The organism is Streptomyces sp. ADI95-16, from assembly GCF_003721495.1.
In the GTDB taxonomy this organism is placed as follows: domain Bacteria; phylum Actinomycetota; class Actinomycetes; order Streptomycetales; family Streptomycetaceae; genus Streptomyces; species Streptomyces goshikiensis.
In genome coordinates, this window is record NZ_CP033583.1 from 45,573 (window position 1) to 59,729 (window position 14,157).

Genomic DNA, 14,157 nt, shown 5'->3' on the forward strand with positions numbered 1-14,157 from the left:
AATGCCGGGTTCAGCTGCGGCGCTTCGCGGCCTGCCGGACCTGGTAGGCGTCCTGGGCCTTCGCAAACGCCTTGTGGATCGGCGCCCCGACCGCGCAGTGCTTGCCGTTCTGGCAGGCCGTGCAGTCGCGGGTGTGCAGGGTGGAGGCGCTGAACGCCTCCATGTAGCTGACGTACAGCGGGTCGGCCTTCGGCGCGGTCATCGGCCGCTTCCTTCGGACGAGCGCCGGTTGATCTCGGCGAGCTTCCGGCTCAGCTCCTCCATGTCGTCGGCCATCAGGGGCCCCACCAGCTGGAAGAAGCTGTCGGTCTCGTCTCGCTCCGGGCCGATCTCGTTGTCCTTGTCCTCCATGTCGCTGTACACGCTGTTCGACGGAGCGGCGGGGAGAAGGCGTGCCATCATGTCGAGCATCAGGTCCTCCACAGGGTCCTGGACAGTCCAAGGGGCGCAATCCCAAGGGCTGTCGCGATCACTCCCTTGCTGGGGAGTCGACTGCTGTACGAGCAGCCACGGCCCCGGCCGCCCCGCAGTAAAGGGGGCGGCCGGGGCCGTGGTCGTTCGTCGCGGTGTGCGGGGTCAGGCCGCCGACGTCGCCGCGGTCTTCCGGGCGTACTGCCTGCCCAGTTCCGCCTGCCGCCGGTCGTGCGCCTCGATGTTCTGCGGCAGCATCGGCAGGTCGGCGCCGCGGAACTCGGAGACCGTTCCCGAAGTCCGCTCCGTGCAGCGGTTGTTCGCCCGCTCGACTGCCTCGCCGCCGTGCTTGGCCCACTGCGCCCGGCGGACAGCCGGCCTCGACTGCTGCCGCGCGGCGCGCTGCTCCTGGCGCTCCTGCTGCTCGCGGGCCTCGCGGCGGGCGGGCTCCGCCTGGAGGGCGAAGACGAAGCGGCGGGCCAGGATCGCGCCGTCCGGGCAGTGCTGGCCGCCGACGCACCGCGTACATCCCTGCGGCCGTGCAGCACTCCGCCCCCGGCCGACGATTCGGGTGCGGTGGGCAAGGTATGCCTGGCGGGCCGACTCCAGCGTGATCTCCGCGTTCATCTGGGAGACCGGCGCGGCCGGGGCCGGGAGCGGCTTGTAGAACTGCTGCGCCGCGCGGCGGGTGTCCTGCGGCATCGCCTCCCGGAGCAGGCAGTCCTGCTTGACCTGCCAGCGCCGGACGTCGATGTCGACGACGACGACCTGGTCGGTGCCGGGGCACAGGACGTGCCTTTCACCCTCGGCGACCTTGTCGGAGATACGGTGCTCGCGGATCTTGAGGACCTTCTCGCCCATGATCCGGCGCCAGGTACGGCAGTCGGGACAGGCGATCGACTTCACTTCGCCGGGCCGGACGTTGTAGTCCTCCGGGGCCATGCTGCTGAGCCTGAGCGCCTCACGGCGGTTCGTGTTCTTGGTCCGGACGCGGCCGGGACGGATGCGGGGCATCGAATCCTCCTGATGTGGGATCGGGTGCGGGTACTGCCTTCTCTGCCGCGCCAGGCCGGCCTTTCGGCGGGTTGGTCCTGGCGGACAGACAGCGCAGCAGCGCCGTTCGAGGTAGATCAGGTGGAGCTATTCGGTACAGGCGCCTCGGCCGGGGGAGCTCGGCTCACCCCACTGCCTCCCACCCCGAAAGGGCAGAGACTCCCGCTGTTTTGCGGTGCTGCTAGGCAGTGCTCCGGAGGACCACCGCCTTACCTACATCAGGTTGCCTCAGGTACCCTCAGGTGTCAAGCGGTATAGTGAGGCAACCAGATGGAACTGAAGGAGGCGAAGGCACATGTCCGGGCCACCCCGAGCCGACAATCGGCCGCCGTACGCGCGCATCGCGGGCCACTACCGCGACCTGATCAGTTCCGGGGACCTTGCGCCCGGCGATCTCCTGCCCAGCATCAAGGCGCTGGCCACCGAGTGGAACGTCAGCACTGCTACTGCCGACCGCGCGATGAGGCTGCTGCGTGAGGAGAAGCTCGTGCAGGGCATCCCGGGCGTAGGCACGGAGGTGATGGCCCGCCCCATCTCGCTGTCCTCCGGATCGGAGCGTCACGACCGCAGCAGCAAGACCCAGTCCTCTTGGGGCGTAGGCGAGAAGTCGTCCGGCCACACCGCCGGCATAGTCGAAGCCCCCCAGGATGTTGCGCACGCCCTCGGCATTTCGCCCGGTGACGACGTGATTCGTCGCAGCCGTGTCTACCGGGACGATCACGGCATCGTCTCCCACTCAACATCCTGGATCCATGCCGAGTTCGCCCGGCTGCTCCCGGAACTGGCGCGCAGCGCGCGACTCAAGGGCGGGTTGTCGCTCGACCTGATTGCTCGGGCAACCGGACGACAGGTTGCTGAGCGGGTGGACGAGGAGTCGGCGCGCATCGCTACCGCAGACGACCTCGAGCTCCTGGAACTGAAGGCCGGCACCACTGCGGCGATTCTTGTCCTCACCGCCCGCTTCTTGGACGCTGATGGCGAGGTACTCGAATACGGCGTGGACCTGGGCGCCCCCGGCCGCACGCGCAGGACGACCTCGAAGGTCCTGCGGTGACTGCACGCGCCGCCGGGCTCCTGGACGACACCCTCGTCGGCTGCCTTGAGCACCGGCTCGACGTACTCCTGCACGCGCAGCGCACTGACACCCTGCCTCTGAAAGGACGGTTCGAGATCCGACGTATCTCCGCAGCCCTGTCCGGCCGACCGAGCCCCGCGCCGCGCGCGATCCTCCTGTCCGGTCTGCAGGGATCCGGCAAAACGACCCTCGCCCGCGCTCTGGAACAGGCTGGATTCCGGCGTCTCTGCCCGGACGAGGAGGTGTTCCGCCGCTACGGCCACTACGGCAGGGATTTCCCCCGCGGGGAGTTCAAGGTCAGGGAGGCTCCCGTACTCGAGGACATCGCCCTTGAGCTCCAGGAGCTCTTGCAGGCCGGGCACGACGTCGTGGTCGACCATGGCCTCTGGACCCACGAAGAACGGGCCCAGTGGGCAGCGACCGTGATGGAGGCCGGCGGCGCTCCCATCCTGATCTACTTGCCAGTGCCGCACGAGGTGCGCTGGGACCGGATCCGGCAGCGCAACCAGCAGTCGCTGGTCGACGCCAACAGCATCGAGTTCAGCGAGGAAGACCTGCTTCGCCACGCGGGCCGCTTCGCCACGCCCACCGACGAAGAGCCTCATATCGTCTACGCCGGGCAGCCGGAAGCCGTGCTGGCTGCCCTCAGCGTCATTCCTTGACCGCACGTTCCGCTCCTCCCAACTAGGCTCGGCTGGTTGCAGTTCGGTTCTACGCCCGGGGGAACAGCAGGTGCCAGATCCGACATGTGGCCGGGGAGGCTGGCCACACGAGCCACGGACTCGGGGGGATATATGGGACAGCGTCCGAATCAGCTGACGCCCGAAAAATCGCCCCTCCACGAGTGGGGGGCGGAACTACGCAGGCAGCGCGAGGGCCGTCAGCTTTCTCTACGGGCTCTCGCTCGCGTCGCGCTGCTCGACCACAGCCACATGAGCCGATGGGAGCGCGGCGAGCGTGCACCAGACCGAGACCAAGTAGTCCTCCTGGACAAGCACCTGGATGCCAACGGCTCTCTGGTCCACCTCTGGGACAGCCTCACCGGTGTTCGTGGCCATGTGGCCAATCCCGTGGCCCATGTGGCCAGGTCGGCTGCGGCCCTGGCATTAGCCCTGCCGGAGCAGGCAGCGTCTGACGGTGAGGGGATCTCTGTCCCCTGTCGTCTACGGGATGGGACGGTGGTTTGGGTGGCGCTCGACCGGCGCACATTGCTACGCAGCGGGGTGGGGGTCGGGGCTGCGGCCGCTCTGGGCATTGGCACGCCAGCCGCCGCGGATCCTGTGCCTGGGCTGGTTCGCCGAGTTCGGGCCGCGTCCGCGTACGGGGCGACTCCTGTCGACCACCTACGCAAGGCGCGAAGGCTCCTCATCGACAGCGACAACCTGCTCGGCCCCCGCCAGGCCATCCGGGCCGCTCGCGAGTATGTCGACGTCATCAAGGAGCTGCGTCAGGAAGCGAAGGGCTCTGACCGGCGCGACTTGTTGGAATTGCAGACCCAGTACGGGGAGTTTTTGTCCTGGCTCTACCAAGACCTGGGGAACAACCAGCAGGCGCAGTTCTGGCTGGATAGGGCTTTCCAGTGGTCGCATACGGTCGGTGACGGGGACCTCACCAGCTACGTGATGGCCCGCAAGGCGCAGCTGGCCGGCGACATGGCGGACCTCACCGACGTCGTGGACTTGGCCGAGGCGGCGCAACGGATGGCGCGGCCGCGCAGTCGCCTGGCTGCGGTGGCTCGTACATATGAGGCGTACGGGCATGCGCTGCGTGGGGAGCACACCGAGAGCGAGCGTGCCATCGACCAGGTACGGAACGTGCTCGATGGTGTGGCCGCCGACCCGTCGCCGTGGGGTGTGTGGCTGAATGCGTCGTATGTAGAGGTCCACCGCGCGCAGGGCTTGTCGGTCTTGGGCCGGCACGACCAGGCTGCGGACGCGTTCGCCGGGGCTATCCGACTACTGCCGGATGGGTACCACCGTGACCGGGGTGTCTATTTGGCTCGGCAGGCGGTGGCCCTGGCGGGTGCCCGGGTGCCGGAGCAGGCCGCCTCGATCGGGATGCACGCCCTGATGGTCGCCGAGGACACCGGCTCCGGTCGAATCACGAACGAGCTCATCCGGCTGGACCGGGCACTGAAGCCCTGGCAGCGCCTGCCCGCGGTCGCCGAGTTCCGCGGCGCCTTCGACGGAACCATTCACCACGAATCAGAAATGGATGTCTGAAATGACCGCCCGCCCGTATGTCCTCCTGTCGGCCGCGACCTCCGTCGACGGATGCCTGGACGACACCAGCGATAGCCGGCTGCTGCTCTCCAACAGTGATGACTTCGACCGGGTCGACGAAGTCCGCGCCTCCTGTGACGCGATCCTGATCGGCGCGACCACGATGCGCCGCGACAACCCGAGGCTGCTGGTCAACAGCGCCGAGCGCCGCGCCAAGCGGATCGCGGACGGCAAGCCGGAGTACCCGTTGAAGGTAAGTGTGACCGCGACCGGGAACTTGGACGCGGACCTGAAGTTTTGGCACTTCGGGGGCGAGAAGTTGGTCTTCACCGTGGACAGCGCGGTGGCGAAGGTGCGCGCCACGCTGGGCGGGCTTGCCGATGTGGTCAGCACGGGTCCGGAGCTCGACTGGGGCCAGGTCCTCGACGAGCTCGGCCGCCGGGGCATTCGCCGGCTGATGGTGGAAGGCGGCGGCACCATCCACACCCAGCTCATGTCCCAGAACCTCGCCGACGAGGTCCACCTCGCCATCGCTCCTCTCCTCGTGGGTCAAGCCGACGCCCCGCGATTCCTCGGCACCGCTGAGTATCCCGGCGGATCCGCTGCCCGAATGCGTCTCCTCGAAGCCCAGACGATCGGCGACGTGGTGCTGCTCCGCTACGCGCCGAAGGAGCGCTCCTGATGAACGCCGCACATGAGCGTGACCTGTACTGGATGCGCCGGGCAATCGATCTCTCGAAGCTGTGTCCGGTCTCCGAGGGCGCGTACTCGGTGGGCGCGGTTATCGTCGGCGCCGACGGGACCGAGCTGTCGTTCGGGTACAGCCGGGAGACCGACGAGCACGTGCATGCGGAGGAGTCAGCGCTGGCGAAGCTGGGGCGGGAGGACCCTCAACTTGCTGGGGCCACGATTTACAGCACGCTGGAGCCCTGTTCCCAGCGCCGGTCGCGGCCGTTGCCGTGCGCGCAACTGATCGTCGCAGCTGCTGTCACGCGTGTCGTAATTGCGTGGCGCGAGCCGGCGTTGTTCGTCGCTGACTGCGTCGGCGTCGAGCAGCTGGCGGAAGCCGGGATCACCATTGTCGAGTTGCCTGAGTTGGCCCCGGAAGCCAAGGCCGTCAACTCGCACCTCGGAAGCGCCGAGCTGGGGTGACCTATCCGATCCGGGCCGTCTGCAACCACGCCGTGCTGCGACAGTTGCCCTCGCGGACCTAAACGATGCGCTTGCCATCACCGGTAGCGGGCGTGGAAGCCGGGATTCGGGACGCTCCGGGACTTGCGTTCGGTCCAGGCTCCCCGTGCGGCGGGACCGTTTCCCGTCTGGTTTCCGCCACACGGTTTGGGGCTCAGGTCCTCGTGGAGAGGCCAGGTGCAGCCATCGTAAATCTGTTCGGATCGGGCAGCGCTTTGGGTCGTGAACTGGCCCTTTTCGCGCCAGGACAGAGCGACCGTCAGCGGAGGGTGGGGGCCTCAGATGCGGTCAGTCAGCATTTTCAAGTCGGAACGCCTCGCTTCCGGCACCGACGATCGCTCCACTGTTGTATCTTTCAGTGCATTGCTAGCGACGGTGGGAGGCCTCATGTCGGATCCGCTACGGCGAGTTGACGCCCTGGTAGAGCGTGACACCCTGCCGAGTCCGCGGGTGCGCCAGCAACTCCGGCTCGCCGCTGGTCTCTCACAGACCGAGGTCGCCGATGCTGTCGGCGTCAAGCGACTGGCGGTTGCACGCTGGGAGCTGGGTCAGGCTCATCCCCGAAAGCCATATCGCGAGATCTACGCCCACCTTCTCCGGCGCCTCGCAGAAAAGTACCCGGCGGCGGAGGAGGAGGTAATGGATGAACCCTGAACTCTCCGCCGCCTCACTCGGACATGCTGACGCCAGCCTCCGATTCAGGGGGTTGGGATGACCTAGAAGGCCATCGACCGCGCGCCTTGCAGTGGACTAACCACCCGCTGCTGGCGCTCATGCGGCCCGTCTGCCACCTGGGGTTACCACCCAAGTCGGCCGCTCAGTCCCCGGTACCACCCGGATCTGAGCTCGGCTCATCGAGCCATTCAGTCACTGCAAAACACCCCGCTTCCAGGCGGGGCCGGCCCCTAACCAAGGCCACAAAACAGGGCCCTAACCAGGTCCGCACCGCGGGGACCCCCACCACAGGGGCTCCGCAGCGTCACCGTCCGATTCGCACCGTCGAGATCCAAGAGAAGAACTGGAGGTCGCCGCTGGTCTTCGTTCGGCCCGTCTGCTCCTCAGGGGCAGACGGGCCCACATCCCCACATAGAAGCGATCGCGTTCCCGCAAGGGAGCCGGTCTCAGTTTCTGCATGGATAGGTGGACGAGCTCATAGTGCCCGATCTGGTGTCCCCTGAAAAGCTGACCTCAGCCCGTTTCGCCGAGAAGCGAACAGCGGGCTGCCCATTTTGTTCGGTTTTGCGCTCCTATAAGGTCCGCCGACTGGAAGAGGCTCTTCCTGGACAACCCCTTACCCGTCGTGTAGTTAGGGCGGGGCGTTGAGCCCCGTGGCGGCATCAGCCGCTGTGGTGATCCCCGCTCCGCGCTCATCCATCTCATCTGCCGCCGCCGAGGCTATGCCCGTGCGTCGGCTGCGATCAGTTCCAGCGCAGGCTGGTCCGTCGCCGACCCGCGCGCCGGGCCACCCGCTGGCACTGGGCCAGGATGCGCGTGCCCGGCTGAGTGGCGCGGTGCGCGCGCTGCTGAACCTGGCCAGCCTGGTCGACGCGTCAGACGCGGTGCGTCTGGCCGTGGTGGTGTTGGCGTCGCGTACTCCGTCGGAGTCGGGTGTGGTGGAGATCCGTACCGGTGAGCTGGGCCGGTGGCTCGGGCTGTCGGCGTCCTACGTCGCCTCCCAAGTACTGCCAGTACTGCGTCGCTCCGGCGTGGTCTCCGTCGACACAGCGCAGGGCGAGTACGGCCAGGACGTCGGGCTGGAATGCCTGGTGCTGCCTCTGTGGGCCGCGCAGGACGTAGTCGGGCACCCACTGGCCCTGCAAAAGAAAGAGTTGGCGACGCTGCTGCGCCTCCTGGAGGCCGTGATGGCCCCGGGCTGGACACTGAAGGACGGGCGCGTTATTCCGGCCGGGCTGCTCGGCTCGCGTACGGGCCGCGGCGCTCCGACAGACCGTCTGGCGCTCCTGCTGCTGGTGCTGGAGGCGCGCGAGACGGGTCGGGTGCGGCAGTGCGGCGGCACCGTGGACACCAAGCGCGGCCGTGCGGCGGCGACGCTGGCCCGGCTGCTGGGCTGCACGGCGTCGGCGGGGGAGCGGGTGCTGGAGCGCCTGGAAAACCGAGACCTAGTGCGCCGGGTGCGTCTGCGGACGGCGTCCGGGCTGGCGCAGCGTTCGCGGCTGATGGTGCCAGCAGTCGCCGCCGCGCACGGCCGCACGGGTGCCGTTGACGTCCGAGAGGACCGTGCGGTGGCCCCCAAGCCCGTGTTTCCAGAACCCGATGTTGCGGCAGGGCTTGGTGAGACGTCGGAGGCGAAGGAGGAACAGCAGGTCAGCCCATCGCTAGAGTCGGCTGAGGTTGAAGTTGCAGTGCCCGATGTTGCGGCAACCCTTCACACTGACCACTCTCCTGTGGCTACTCCCGTCTCGTCTCTCTCGCTCTCTAGTGGCTTTTCCGGCGAAGGCCGTGGTGGGTCCGGTTATTTGCCGGACCGCGCGTGCCTGCGCGAGGACGGCGGCCCGCTGCGCGGGGACCAGCAGCAGAAGTCCCCGTCGATCAGCAGCAAGCAGCCGAGCTGGAAGCCGCTGGCTGGCGCTCCGGTGCGGGGCGTGGATGCTGCGGGTCATGAAAGGCAGCCGCAGGGGCGGGTGCCTCTGCCGTCGGAGGAGCTGCGGGTCGTACTGGCTCCGGTCGACCTGGTCTGGGCGCGCCTGGAGCGTCCGGCCGCCCGACGCCTGGTGGAGGCTGCTGCCCGCAGCGAGCTCGCCCGGCTGGCCGGGTTCACTGGTCGCGCCGATGCGCCCAAGGTCCTTGCCGATCGGATTGCCCGTCGCCTGGAGGACCAGATGCGGTTGGGCGGCCCGATCGCGAACCCGGTGGGCTGGCTGATCGGGTGGGCCCTGCCCCAGCGTCAGCAGTGCGGCGACGCCAGGTGTGACGACCGGGTGCTGCTGGACTCCGGCCAGGACTGCCCGTGGTGCGAGGACCGGCAGGCCGAGCGCCGAGCCACCCGCCACACGGTCGCGGCCGCCGTCGACGCCTCGATGCCCGGAGCTTCGGAGGCGGAGCGACGTGCGGCTACCGACCGGCAGCTGCACGAGGCGGTGACCGCCCAAGCGTGGATTCGTGAGCACAGGTGGGCGCAGGTCCGGGAGCAGCAGGCGGCTGCCGCCCAAGCCCGTGCCGAAGCCGCGGCCGCGCAGCCGGCCTTCGATGTCCCGGCCGCGCCGGCGGCCCCGGTCGTGGTGCCCGCGCCGCGTCTGGCCGCTGATACCGCTGCCCCGGCCCCGGGACGTGCCGACGTCGACCAGGAGCTGATCCTCGAGGACCTCACCCGGGAGCAGGTCCTGGGCTGGCGCGACCGCGCGGCTGCTGACCATCAGATCGTCCTCGACCACATCGCCCGGTACGGCGAGCACTCGGCACAGCGCCTGTTCACCCGGAGGTTCGTCGCGACCGTGCAACGCCTATCCGACCTCGGGCACCTGGACCTCGGCTACACGCCGTGGGGGCAGGCATGAGCGGCGGCGAGGTGTCTGGCGTCGACCTGGCGAGGGTCGCGCTGCGGGCCGCGATGGAGGCGGCGCGAAAGACCGGCAGCGGCCAGAAGACGAAGCCTCGGCCGGTCCGTACAGTGCGGCGGGACGGGCGCGAGCCAATGGGCCTCGGTGCCGCGCTGGGCGCGCTGGTCACCGAGAGGGCCTGGATGCTTCCAGCCGCCGGTGCTTCCCTGTGCGAGCGATGGGCGGCCATCGCCCCCGACCTCGCCGGGCACGTTGCCGCCGTCAGCTTCGACCCGGACTCCGGCCGACTCACCGTGTGCCCCGACTCATCGGCCTGGGCAACGAAAGCACGCCTGGAGCAGGCCCGCGTCGTGGCGGCCGCCAACGCCGCGGCCGGCCGTACCATCGTGCGCGCCCTGCGGATTCTGCCCCCTGGCGCCGTGCCCACAGCGGCCGATGGCACCGCCTCGGCAGTCCCGTCCGAGCCCGCCAAGCCGATACGGAGGCCGACACCGGACGGCTACCGCCGCGCGATCGCCGAGCACCATGAGGCAGTACCAGCCAGGCGGGAGGACACGGCCATCGCGGACGCGGTGGAACGACAGACCCGGGAGTTGCGGGAGCTCAGTCGGCGCGCGTTCCCCGACCTGGACGTCATCCCGCAGGTCCCACCGTCGCCGATCGAGGACGCCCGCGTGCAGCGGTACCTCCAAGCCGAGGCCATCGAGGACGCCGCCCTCCGCCGGGCCCGCGCCGAGCGTGCCCAGCGCTCCGGAGCGGCAGTTCTGCTGCCTCAGACTGCGCCGCTCCGGACGACGGCTTGATCATGCGATGACCCGTGGCACAAACGGGCCCATCCTCGCGTCGGCGGGGAGCACCGAGCCTGCTCCGCACTCACCGGGGCGCAGCGCGGTTCACCCCCGCGTCGGCGGGGAGCACCTGATCACCGTCGAGGCGACACCCGGCGGCCACGGTTCACCCGCGTCGGCGGGGAGCACTGCCATCAGAGCCACCGGCCCCGCCGGCCGACCGGTTCACCCCCGCGTCGGCGGGGAGCACTGCAGCTCGGTGAGCGCAGCGGTGACGGTGTCCGGTTCACCCCCGCGTCGGCGGGGAGCACAGCTGCCGGTCGAATCCGCCGCGTTCCTGGTGCGGTCCACCCCCGCATCGGCGGGGAGCACTCGGCGAGCTGGAAGCGGCGCCGGGTGCTGCGCGATCCACCCCCGCGTCGGCGGGGAGCACCACCATCATGACCGATACCGCCGCCCTGTTCGCGGTCCACCCCCGCGTCGGCGGGGAGCACCCGCGCGGTGAGCCTGACCGCGTCGCCGAGGTCGGTCCACCCCCGCGTCGGCGGGGGAGCACCGCCACCACGCCCGCGACCGGGCGTCGCCTAGCGGTTCACCCCCGCGTCGGCGGGGAGCACGTGAGTGCCTTGCGTTACTTGGTCGTACGGAACGGTTCACCCCCGCGTCGGCGGGGAGAACGTCGTGCAGGATCGCCACCAAGCCGCCGCGGTCGGTTCACCCCCGCGTCGGCGGGGAGCACCGCTGGCCCGGCTGGGCCGGACTGCAGCCCAGCGGTTCACCCCCGCGTCGGCGGGGAGCACAGGATCGTGTCTCGGATGACCACCGGTCGGTACGGTCCACCCCCGCGTCGGCGGGGAGCACCTCTCATCGCGGCCGGGGCTGTGATCGTTGGCCGGTCCACCCCCGCGTCGGCGGGGAGCACACGATCGCGACGTCCACGCCGATCGCGAAGAACGGTCCACCCCCATGTCGGCGGGGAGCACCGCTCGGCGGCCTTGACCCGCTGCGCCCGGATCGGTCCACCCCCGCGTCGGCGGAGAGCACCTGCGACGTCCTCGGGATGTTCACGCCGGCGGCGGTCCACCCCGCGTCGGCGGGGAGCACGGGCCTCGGCCAGGTCAGGCGCCCCCTGGCAGAGGTTCACCCCCGCGTCGGCGGGGAGCACGCGGTCTACCTCCTGCACGCAGAGCATGTCGCCGGTCCACCCCGCGTCGGCGGGGAGCACGCGATCATCAGGTTCCGCATCGCGGTCAGGTGCGGTCCACCCCCGCGTCGGCGGGGAGCACCCATCCCGTCCTCAGTTCGTTCGGGCGTGCCGCGGTCCACCCCCGCGTCGGCAGGGAGCACGTCCGCAAGGGTCACGAAGGCCCTGGCGGAGGCGGTTCACCCCCGCGTCGGCGGGGAGCACTGCCACAAGGTGGGCCAGATGGCGTTGCACGACGGTCCACCCCCGCGTCGGCGGGGAGCACGCCACCGTCCCCAACGGCGGCCGCTTCATGGTCGGTCCACCCCCGCGTCGGCGGGGAGCACGTGGGACCTGAGCCCAAGGAAGGGGTGGAGGGCGGTTCACCCCCGCGTCGGCGGGGAGCACTCGCCGTAGTTCGTAGGCTTGATGTAGCGGGTCGGTTCACCCCCGCGTCGGCGGGGAGCACTGCTCGGCGCGCTCGTACTACGTGCTGGCCCGCGGTTCACCCCCGCGTCGGCGGGGAGCACAGGGTGCCGAGGCAGGCGGTGGTGATGCCTCCCGGTTCACCCCCGCGTCGGCGGGGAGCACCCGGCGCGGGCTGACGGACGAATGCGACGAGGCGGTTCACCCCCGCGTCGGCGGGGAGCACCCGGCGCGGGCTGACGGACGAATGCGACGAGGCGGTTCACCCCCGCGTCGGCGGGGAGCACGGCCGCCAGACGGCCTCGGTCCTCGGCGCGGGCGGTTCACCCCCGCGTCGGCGGGGAGCACGACTCCGACTGGCCGGATCCCATGCAGGTCTACGGTTCACCCCCGCGTCGGCGGGGAGCAATGCGTGGACACCCCCGCCCGGCCGGCCACGTCCGGTCCACCCCCGCGTCGGCGGGGAGCACTCCTGCGACTCCGTACCGAACTGGACACCGCGCGGTTCACCCCCGCGTCGGCGGGGAGCACTCGGGAAGCCCGGGCAGCCCGTCGTTCCGGTTCGGTTCACCCCCGCGTCGGCGGGGAGCACCGTGCGCCGTGCGCCTTCGCCTCGTTCTGGCGCGGTTCACCCCCGCGTCGGCGGGGAGCACTTCCGCCGGTCTGGGCAGCCGCCGCAGATGGCCGGTTCACCCCCGCGTCGGCGGGGAGCACTTCCGCCGGTCTGGGCAGCCGCCGCAGATGGCCGGTTCACCCCCGCGTCGGCGGGGAGCACCCACCGGAGCGGACCACGCTGGAGGCGGTGCACGGTCCACCCCCGCGTCGGCGGGGAGCACACATCGTCGAGGCTCGGTCCGGCGGGGTGGTCTGGTTCACCCCCGCGTCGGCGGGGAACACACCCGCCAAAGCCACACGTCCGTCGTCGCCAACGGTTCACCCCCGCGTCGGCAGGGAGCACCCGGTCTCGATCGTCTCCACCAGGTCAGGGGACGGTTCACCCCCGCGTCGGCGGGGAGCACCGATCAACACCCGGCACGAGAACCCCCGCTACCGGGCCACCCCCGCGTCGGCGGGGAGCACTCACAGCTCCCCTTCCTACGCGGACCCCCAAACGGTCCACCCCCGCGTCGGCGGGGAGCACGTCCTGTCGTTGACCCATCATAGGTACCTCATCGGTCCACCCCCGCGTCGGCGGGGAGCACCAGACCAGAACGTCAAAAGGCCCGCCGTGGTACGGTCCACCCCCGCGTCGGCGGGGAGCACTGCTGGGCCTGCGCGAGCTGCTCCTGGGCCTGCGGTCCACCCCCGCGTCGGCGGGGAGCACGAGTCGCACCGCGTGGTCTGGCAGATCCAGCTCGGTCCACCCCCGCGTCGGCGGGGAGCACGCCCGCTTTCGGCAGGCGTCAGAGCAAAACGTCGGTCCACCCCCGCGTCGGCGGGGAGCACAGGATGGCCACCGCGTTGACGTTGTCCTTCGGCGGTTCACCCCCGCGTCGGCGGGGAGCACCCGGACCACCCCTACCGGTGCCTGGTCCTCGACGGTGCACCCCCGCGTCGGCGGGGAGCACAGGTACGCGCGGTCGAACTCGCCGGGGTCGAGCGGTCCACCCCCGCGTCGGCGGGGAGCACGCATCACCCGTCGCCGGCGGCGTGATCAACTACGGTCCACCCCCGCGTCGGCGGGGAGCACTTGGCCTGGGTCTGCGCGGTGGCGTCGTAGATCGGTTCACCCCCGCGTCGGCGGGGAGCACATCGGCTGGTTGTTCTCGTCGACCTCGACGGTCGGTTCACCCCCGCGTCGGCGGGGAGCACCAGGCGAACGACCGTACGCCGATGGGGATCGCCGGTCCACCCCCGCGTCGGCGGGGAGCACTTGTCGACGTCGTCGACCATGAACGCCCAGTACGGTCCACCCCCGCGTCGGCGGGGAGCACATCATTGCCGGGATCGTCACCATCACCTCGGCCGGTCCACCCCCGCGTCGGCGGGGAGCACGTGACGTCGAGGAGCTCGTAGGCGATGTGCGTCGGTCCACCCCCGCGTCGGCGGGGAGCACACCAGCCCCGTAGCCGCGATGATCACGGCCACCGGTCCACCCCCGCGTCGGCGGGGAGCACACCGGAGTGGCGAGCTATCTGTACTACCGCGACGGTCCACCCCCGCGTCGGCGGGGAGCACCGGCTGACGCAGCACCCCGAGCAGCCAGTCGACGGTTCACCCCCGCGTCGGCGGGGAGCACGAACGGGTACTCGTACTACACGGGCGCGTGGGCGGTTCACCCCCGCGTCGG

12 protein-coding genes, 1 pseudogene and 1 CRISPR repeat array (1 of these 14 cut by a window edge) are annotated in these 14,157 nt (G+C 70.4%); of the genes and pseudogenes, 9 read left to right on the top strand and 4 right to left on the bottom strand.

The window, feature by feature from the left end; all coding sequences use genetic code 11:
• Positions 1 to 10: 10 nt before the first annotated feature.
• The 3 genes from EES41_RS40105 to EES41_RS40115 form a co-directional block, all read right to left on the bottom strand.
• A complete protein-coding gene (locus EES41_RS40105; RefSeq protein WP_123083475.1) occupies positions 11 to 202 on the bottom strand; it encodes a hypothetical protein in 192 nt (63 codons plus the stop codon).
• Positions 199 to 411 carry a hypothetical protein gene (locus tag EES41_RS40110; protein WP_164496248.1) on the bottom strand — a complete coding sequence of 71 codons (213 nt, stop codon included), beginning with the start codon at positions 409 to 411 and terminating at the stop codon, positions 199 to 201. Before EES41_RS40110 ends, EES41_RS40105 begins: the two co-directional genes overlap by 4 nt.
• 165 nt (positions 412 to 576) lie before the next feature.
• The gene (locus EES41_RS40115; RefSeq protein ID WP_123083477.1) at positions 577 to 1,425 is read right to left on the bottom strand and encodes a hypothetical protein; all 849 of its coding nucleotides are present in this window, start codon (positions 1,423 to 1,425) and stop codon (positions 577 to 579) included.
• A gap of 334 nt (positions 1,426 to 1,759) precedes the next feature.
• Here EES41_RS40115 and EES41_RS40120 point away from each other — a divergent pair, with 334 nt between their 5' ends.
• The 3 genes and pseudogenes from EES41_RS40120 to EES41_RS43640 form a co-directional block, all read left to right on the top strand.
• Entirely contained in the window at positions 1,760 to 2,518 is a 759-nt protein-coding gene (locus EES41_RS40120; RefSeq protein ID WP_123083478.1) for a GntR family transcriptional regulator, read from the top strand.
• On the top strand, positions 2,515 to 3,201 hold the full coding sequence (locus EES41_RS40125; RefSeq protein WP_123083479.1) for an AAA family ATPase: 687 nt from the start codon (positions 2,515 to 2,517) through the stop codon (positions 3,199 to 3,201). Before EES41_RS40120 ends, EES41_RS40125 begins: the two co-directional genes overlap by 4 nt.
• Positions 3,202 to 3,333: 132 nt before the next feature.
• A pseudogene (locus tag EES41_RS43640) lies at positions 3,334 to 3,504 on the top strand (helix-turn-helix domain-containing protein); the annotation flags it as partial.
• Here EES41_RS43640 and EES41_RS43645 read toward each other — a convergent pair.
• Entirely contained in the window at positions 3,430 to 3,597 is a 168-nt protein-coding gene (locus EES41_RS43645; protein ID WP_254211982.1) for a hypothetical protein, read from the bottom strand. The pseudogene EES41_RS43640 and the gene EES41_RS43645 overlap by 75 nt on opposite strands.
• A gap of 129 nt (positions 3,598 to 3,726) precedes the next feature.
• On the opposite strand from EES41_RS43645, the gene EES41_RS40130 reads away from it, so the two are divergent.
• The 6 genes from EES41_RS40130 (at position 3,727) to EES41_RS40155 (ending at position 10,273) form a co-directional block, all read left to right on the top strand.
• The gene (locus EES41_RS40130; RefSeq protein WP_254211979.1) at positions 3,727 to 4,761 is read left to right on the top strand and encodes a DNA-binding protein; all 1,035 of its coding nucleotides are present in this window, start codon (positions 3,727 to 3,729) and stop codon (positions 4,759 to 4,761) included.
• Between the two features lies 1 nt (position 4,762).
• Complete coding sequence (locus tag EES41_RS40135; protein ID WP_123083481.1) at positions 4,763 to 5,443, top strand: dihydrofolate reductase family protein; 681 nt, start codon at positions 4,763 to 4,765, stop codon at positions 5,441 to 5,443.
• Positions 5,443 to 5,913, top strand: a complete 471-nt coding sequence (locus tag EES41_RS40140) for a deaminase (RefSeq protein ID WP_123083482.1) — start codon at positions 5,443 to 5,445, stop codon at positions 5,911 to 5,913. Before EES41_RS40135 ends, EES41_RS40140 begins: the two co-directional genes overlap by 1 nt.
• A gap of 489 nt (positions 5,914 to 6,402) precedes the next feature.
• Positions 6,403 to 6,606: a helix-turn-helix transcriptional regulator gene (locus EES41_RS40145; protein WP_254211952.1), complete on the top strand. Its 204-nt coding sequence runs from the start codon at positions 6,403 to 6,405 to the stop codon at positions 6,604 to 6,606.
• Positions 6,607 to 7,463: 857 nt separating this feature from the next.
• Complete coding sequence (locus EES41_RS40150; RefSeq protein WP_123083484.1) at positions 7,464 to 9,467, top strand: hypothetical protein; 2,004 nt, start codon at positions 7,464 to 7,466, stop codon at positions 9,465 to 9,467.
• Positions 9,464 to 10,273: a DciA family protein gene (locus EES41_RS40155; protein ID WP_123083585.1), complete on the top strand. Its 810-nt coding sequence runs from the start codon at positions 9,464 to 9,466 to the stop codon at positions 10,271 to 10,273. The genes EES41_RS40150 and EES41_RS40155 overlap by 4 nt, the downstream gene beginning before the upstream one ends.
• A gap of 30 nt (positions 10,274 to 10,303) precedes the next feature.
• A CRISPR array of direct repeats spans positions 10,304 to 14,157; the repeat unit is 24 nt; unit sequence CACCCCCGCGTCGGCGGGGAGCAC; it runs 2,207 nt beyond the window's last position.